The organism is Streptomyces regalis, assembly GCF_001509475.1.
In the GTDB taxonomy this organism is placed as follows: Bacteria; Actinomycetota; Actinomycetes; order Streptomycetales; family Streptomycetaceae; genus Streptomyces; species Streptomyces regalis.
In genome coordinates this window covers 1-6,058 of record NZ_LLZG01000133.1, presented here as the reverse complement: position 1 = coordinate 6,058, position 6,058 = coordinate 1, and the positions used below count along the sequence as shown (strand labels likewise).

Genomic DNA, 6,058 nt, shown 5'->3' with positions numbered 1-6,058 from the left:
ACCCACGCCATGACCCAGCCGCCTCCCCCGCCCCACCAGCCCCCGCCGGGGGGAGGGTTCGGCGCACCGCAGCCACCGCAGCAGCCTCCGCAGCCGCCCGGGCAGGCACCTCAGACACCTCCGGCGCCCCAGGGCCCGCCCGCGCCGCCGCCCGCCGCGCCGCAGCAGCCCGGGTACGGCTATCCCCAGGCACCCCAAGGAGCCCCGCAGACCCCTCCGGCCGGGTACGGCTACCCCGGCCAGCAGCCCGCTGCCTACGGGCAGCAGCCGCAGAATCCGTACGGACAGCCGACGAACCCGCACGGGCAGCAGCAGAACCAGTACGCGCAGCCTCCCGGTTACGGCTATCAGCAGCCGGCCACGCCGCAGTACCCTCAGCCCGCAGCGTCGGCCGGCGGCTCGAAGTTCAATGCGCAGGTGGCCGTCATCGTGGCGGCGACCGTCGTGGTGATCGCGCTGATCATCGGCGGTGGCGTGTGGTACGCCAAGTCCGTTGACGAGGGCGGCAAGGACGACACCGCGAGCTCCAGCGGCGGCACCGGCGGCGGGGACAACGGCACGGGAGGCAGCGGCGGCGACTTCCCCGGCGGCACCGAGAAGGTGCCCGCCAACCCCGGCTCCCACGTCCTGTTCCGGGTGCCGCCGCCCGACGTCGACGACAAGTCCAGCATCTCCGTGTCCGGTTCGTGGCTGACCGACAGGGCGTACGTCAAGAGCGGCGTCGCCGAGATCGTCGGCTACGACCCCGACAAGGGCACCAAGCTGTGGACGATCCCGCTGCCCGGGCCGGTCTGTCAGGCCAGCAAGCACCTCACCGATGACGACCTGACGGCCATCGCCTTCGAGCCCGCCATGCCGACCAAGGAGAAGCCCTCGCACGGCTGCACCCAGGTCGCGGCGCTCGACCTCGACGCCGGCAAGAAGCTGTGGACGAAGACCGCCACGGTCGAAGGCGACCTGATCCGGTACGACAACGTCACCGTCGGCGGTGGCACGGTCGCCGCGGGCGGCACCAGCGGCGGCGCCGCGTTCGACCTCGAGTCCGGCAAGCCGCTGTGGGTCCCGAAGGCCAACGACGGCTGCTACGACCTCGGGTACGCCGGCGGCGAGAAGCTGGTCGCGGTCCGCAAGTGCGGCACCTACGACCAGCCCCAGCTGAACATCCAGACCATCGACCCGAAGACCGGGAAGGTGATCTCCGAGTACAAGATGGCGGAGGGCGTCGAGTACGCCAGCGTGATCTCCACCGAGCCGCTCGTCGTGGCCGCCGAACTCGGCGAGTCCGACTCCATCGGCATCACGGACGCCTTCTCCATCGACAACAAGACCGGCAAGCTGCGCATCCGTATCTCCGTGCCGGGCGGTCAGTTCGCGGCCCGCTGCTCCGGCGTCACCAAGATCGAGTCCTGCACGGGCGTCGTGGTGGGCAACGACCGGCTCTATGTGCAGACCGAGGAGCACAAGAGCGGCGGCGTACGCGGCCGGACCAACGAGATCGTCGCGTTCGACCTGGCCACCGGCAAGCAGACCGGGCAGCGCGCGGACGCGGGCGACGGGTACACGATCGCGCCGCTGCGCATGGACGGCGGCAATGTGATCGCGTACAAGCGTCCGCCGTACGACAAGGGCGGGCAGATCGTCAGCATCGACGGCGGCAGCTTCAAGGAGACCAAGCTGCTGGAGAACCCGGCCACGAAGGCGGTGCGGGATGTGGAGACCCGTATGTCTCCGGACTACGCCGAGATCGTCTACGCGCAGGGGCATCTGTACATGTCCGCCGTGTACGCGAGCGAGCTGACGACTTCGGACACGAGCAAGTCCCATGTGATCGCGTTCGGTACGGACGGCTGACGAACGCGACCGTTCGGCGAACGATCGGCATCGGGCGTGATGACGGCCCCGTCCCTGTTCAGGGATCCTGTTGGCGAATTCGCCCCGTCGGGTTTGTGCTCGGCGGGGCGAAGTGCCACCAGGGGCACACCGACCACACGGACGGTTGGAGAACAGCCAGTTACCAAGGCCATTCGCTCAATTCTGTGAGCAGCCAGGGCTGTTCTCGCTTTTAATCGCGCGGGCACAGACGCGCGCGAGATCGCGGGGCCGACGCGAACTGCCGGCGCTCATCGGTGCTGGAGGTGTTCGGCCCGCGTCCGCGGGGTCGGCACCGTGCCGAGCGTGCGGCCACAGTGCCGCCGCTGCTCGCCCCTCCGGCGTCCCCGGCCTGGCCCCCGTTGCCGAGGAGCCCCTACGGGCTGGAGCCGCCGCTCAAAGGCGAGGAGGTCGCCCTGGTCCGCCTCTACCTGGTCGCGTTCGAGGAGAGGCAGCGGAAGCGGGAACGCCGCCTCGTCCTGGTCCGCGCGGACTTCGGCATCGACCTTGATCAGCACGTGATCGGCGCTCGGAGGGCGGCCTGATGACCGCCACCGGCACCGGCACCGCGCTGTGCGGCGCCCGCCGAACCGGGTGGGAGCGGCCGGCCACGGACATCACCGCCTACCCTGCGCTCTCGGGCAAGGCCACGACGGAGACCACCGCGACGCCTGCGGTCACGCCTGGCTCCAGCGGCCGGGCGTGGCGGAGTGCGGGGCACCGCTCCCCGGCGCAGCGGGGCTTGCATGTCTGCGGACCGTGGGGCATGACGGCCCGCACCGCGATGTCACCGACCACGAGTGGGCAGGTGTGTGCGAGATGTGCGGGTCGACCGAGCAGCCGCTCGTGACCGTGACCATGGACAGCGGGGGAACCGTCCGGCACCGGCAGGTCTGCCAGCGGTGCGCCCGCAGCGATGCGTCGACCGTCGTACGCCGCCCCGTGCGGATGTGCGTGCGCTGCGACCGGATCACCGACACCCCGGTCCTCGTCTCCGAGGTGCACCAGAACCCCAGGCCCGGATTCAGCGTGTACGCGTGTGGCGACTGCGCGCCCCACTTCCCGCCACTGCCCGACGTGTTCGACCTCTTGTAGTCAAGGCGCCGGGGTGGCATGGAGGGCCGTCGGCCTCACCTGGCGGGGGGCGGGGCGGACGGCCGTACGACGGCCCGGGAAGCATCCCGCTGATGCTGTCGGCGGAGTTCGCCAGTTCGCCGGATGCATCAGAACCCCGCTTCCGGGGCCGTCTGCTGTTTCGACCGCGCCCGCGCGGCTTGATCGCGAGGCCGGACTCCCGGGGCCGGCTCCCTGGCCGTGAGCAGCGGGACCGGACGACGTGTCAGAACGGCCTCGCGGAGAGGCAACTGCTCCGCGAGACCGCACCGCAAAGCCCCCGGCGGCGGCGATGCCGCCGGGCGTTCACCGGTCGATCGCGGCAAGCAGGGCCTGAAGCTTGGGAACGCATGGGTATGACGCCAAAGGCCGAAGCCCGGTCCGTCCGCCCCGGACAGCGGCACGTGAGGCCACGTGCTCATGACACGAGATCAGGTATCGTCCCTGGTCAGAAGGCCTGGACCGCCACGGGGTGTTCGGCCGTTCAGATCAGGGGGCGGGGAGCATGTCCGTTGCGGGCTCGGACGGCTACAGGATCCACGCGAGCGGCATGGACGGCGAGGCCGGAAAGCTCGACCGGGCAGGCGACGACGTCGGCGCCATACGCAAGGCCGTGGAAGACCACATGTGCTACGCACCGGACGCTCTCGGCGGCTCCGACTCCGGCCCCGCGTACGACAACTTCGCCGCCGCCTGGCAGGCCGAGGCGAAGACGCTGGAAGCCGCGCTGCACGAACTCTCGGACAAGGTCGGCATCTCCCAGCGGAACTACGAGAGCGCCGACCACGACACCGTCGTCGCGCTGCACTCCGCGGGCGCGGACGACGGCCTGACGACCATGCCCGCACCCGCCGCCGGCCACCCGGGACTGACCACGGGCCTCACCCCGGGCACGCACCCCGCCGCCCTCGGTGGGCCGCCCATCGGCACGCAGCCCACCCCGGGCGAGCGTCCGCCGAGCCTCGCCGACTTCGACTGACGGACCGGCTCACGCCACCCACACAGATCGACACACCGGCGACCGCGCGTACCCGGCCGAGTGTGTGCTTCCACCTGACACCTGAGCACGGACAGCAAGCACAGCAAGGACAACGGGGCTCTCACCACATGGCTGACGCAGGCGAATCCACCACCGACCGCAAGCAAAAGATCGACCGCTACACAGGAGACCTCGCGGCGGCCGACAGTAAGAACGAGGTCCTGGAGGCCATCGACAACCTCCTCGGTGTCATCGCGCCGGTCGGTTCCCCGAGCACCCTGGACGCCGTCGCCCAGCGCTACAAGAGCCAGGCCGACGATGCCGCGGACGTACAGGCCCGGGTCGAGAAGGTTGCCGCGTCTGGGCTTCCGTCGGTGTGGGTGGGCAGCACCGGCGCCAAGGCGGCCGAGGTGGTGGCGGCGGCCGGCCGTTCCGCCGAGCAGATGGCCGAGGCGTTCCGTAAGGCGTCCAAGGCCCTCTATGACCTCTCCGACGCGCTCACCTCCGCCCAGTCCAAGGACGGCGACGGCCGCGAGCAGCTGCGCAGGGCCCGCACGATGCTTGGCGGCGAGGACGGCTTCTTCGACGACATGGTCGAGAAGGACGCCGAGGAAGCCGAACGCAAGCGGGCCCAGGAGATCGCGGGAACGGGGGCCAACTTCCTCTACTACGCCGCGCAGGAGGCGGACGACGCGGCGCGGGCGGCGGCGCGGGAGCTGAACAAGTACGCGGCCGAGGCCCGTGCCGGGCAGATGCACACCGACAACATCTCCGCCGCCGACCGCCTCGTCCTCGCCGACGTCGGCGTATACGGGGGCCCGCAGGAGCAGAACGAACTCCTCACCGCGAACGACCTCGAACGTTCCGGCCGCTTCATGGAGAAGATGAACGCGCAGGACGAGGCCCGCTTCGAGCGGATGCTCGCCGATGCCAAGACGCCGCAGGAGCGGGCGTACCTGGTCAAGGCGCTGGCCGCGGGCTATGACGTGGACGAGGTCGGCCAGTTCCGCGACAAGATTCACGGCAAGGACCCGTACTGGCTTCAGCAGCACCTCAGCCCGGTCGTCACGGCCGACGACAGCAAGGTGGACGAGGGGCTCAAGAGGGACGGGGGGAACAAAAACACCGACTACCAGTGGTTCGGCGACGAGGCGTGGTCCCAGGACGGCAACACCTGTGTGCCGTCGAGCACCGTGACCGCCCGCGCCATGGTCGATCCCCTCTACGCGCTGGAGCTGACCGGCGGACCGTCCGGGCAGGAGAACGACCCCGACGCCTTCCGCGACCGTCTCCACGACGAACAGATGCGCCTGCACGAGGAAGGCGACGGCAGCTACGCGCATTGGTGGTCCGACGTCCCGACGGGAATGGACAACGACGGGCAGAACAAGATCGCCAACAGCGAGATCAGCCCGCACACCGGCAGCAGTTACGAGTTCCAGGAGGTTCGCGGTGCGGACGAGCGCCGTGACGTGCTGCCGGACATCGAGAAGTCCGTTGCCGAGGGCAAGCCCGTCCCCTTCGAAGTGGAGGGGTACGACGAGGACGGCCGGCACGGACACCAGATGATGGTGATCGGGCAGGAGGGCGACATGCTGCAGATCTACAACCCGTGGGGCACCACGACCTGGGTCAGCGAGGACGACTTCGTCAACGGCCACATGGACAAGGCCTCCGACGACCGCATGCCCGACGCGTACGCCGTCCACCTGCCCGCCGACTGAGAAAAGAGCGTCATGACCAGCGTCCTGCGCCGACTCGCCCTTCCCGCCCTGCTGATGACCGTGCTCGCGGGGTGCGGCCTCACCGGGCCGGACACCTATGAGCTGGATGAGAAGCACATACAGGTGGATGTGGGGGAGGAGTTCACGCTGTCCGTTCCTGTCGCCACTGCGATGGGCGAGTGGTGGTATCTGACCTCGCCGGAGCCCGACCCTGACGTCGTCCGCAACACGGACAAGCGGGAGAAGATCGAGGCCGACGACGACGCTGTCGGCAGCGGGAGCGGAACGGACTACTTCGACTTCAAGGCCGTCGGTCCGGGCACGACGAAGATCCGGCTCATCCAGTGCCCGCAAGGCGCCTGCGACGACGGCG

Annotated in this window: 6 protein-coding genes; all 6 read left to right on the top strand. The window is 69.9% G+C overall.

The window, feature by feature from the left end; genetic code table 11:
- Positions 1 to 9: 9 nt before the first annotated feature.
- The gene (locus tag ADL12_RS18955; RefSeq protein ID WP_079052123.1) at positions 10 to 1,851 is read left to right on the top strand and encodes an outer membrane protein assembly factor BamB family protein; all 1,842 of its coding nucleotides are present in this window, start codon (positions 10 to 12) and stop codon (positions 1,849 to 1,851) included.
- Between the two features lie 380 nt (positions 1,852 to 2,231).
- Positions 2,232 to 2,414 (top strand): hypothetical protein, encoded by a 183-nt coding sequence (locus ADL12_RS54050; protein ID WP_159053198.1) that lies wholly within the window; start codon positions 2,232 to 2,234, stop codon positions 2,412 to 2,414.
- A gap of 214 nt (positions 2,415 to 2,628) precedes the next feature.
- Positions 2,629 to 2,964, top strand: coding sequence for a hypothetical protein (locus tag ADL12_RS18945; RefSeq protein WP_208614565.1), 336 nt, complete (start codon positions 2,629 to 2,631; stop codon positions 2,962 to 2,964).
- A 523-nt stretch (positions 2,965 to 3,487) separates the two neighbouring features.
- Positions 3,488 to 3,961: a WXG100 family type VII secretion target gene (locus ADL12_RS18940; RefSeq protein ID WP_062703850.1), complete on the top strand. Its 474-nt coding sequence runs from the start codon at positions 3,488 to 3,490 to the stop codon at positions 3,959 to 3,961.
- A gap of 128 nt (positions 3,962 to 4,089) precedes the next feature.
- Positions 4,090 to 5,685 (top strand): hypothetical protein, encoded by a 1,596-nt coding sequence (locus ADL12_RS54040; RefSeq protein WP_062703849.1) that lies wholly within the window; start codon positions 4,090 to 4,092, stop codon positions 5,683 to 5,685.
- Between the two features lie 12 nt (positions 5,686 to 5,697).
- Positions 5,698 to 6,058: protease inhibitor I42 family protein (locus tag ADL12_RS18930; RefSeq protein ID WP_062703848.1), on the top strand; the 361-nt coding region annotated here is incomplete at its 3' end.

Excerpts from the sequence above, each read along its gene's own strand:
- ADL12_RS54040 (WP_062703849.1), top strand. The coding sequence starts at position 4,090 with ATGGCTGACGCAGGCGAATCCACCACCGACCGCAAGCAAAAGATCGAC.
- ADL12_RS18940 (WP_062703850.1), top strand. The coding sequence starts at position 3,488 with ATGTCCGTTGCGGGCTCGGACGGCTACAGGATCCACGCGAGCGGCATG.
- ADL12_RS18955 (WP_079052123.1), top strand. The coding sequence starts at position 10 with ATGACCCAGCCGCCTCCCCCGCCCCACCAGCCCCCGCCGGGGGGAGGG.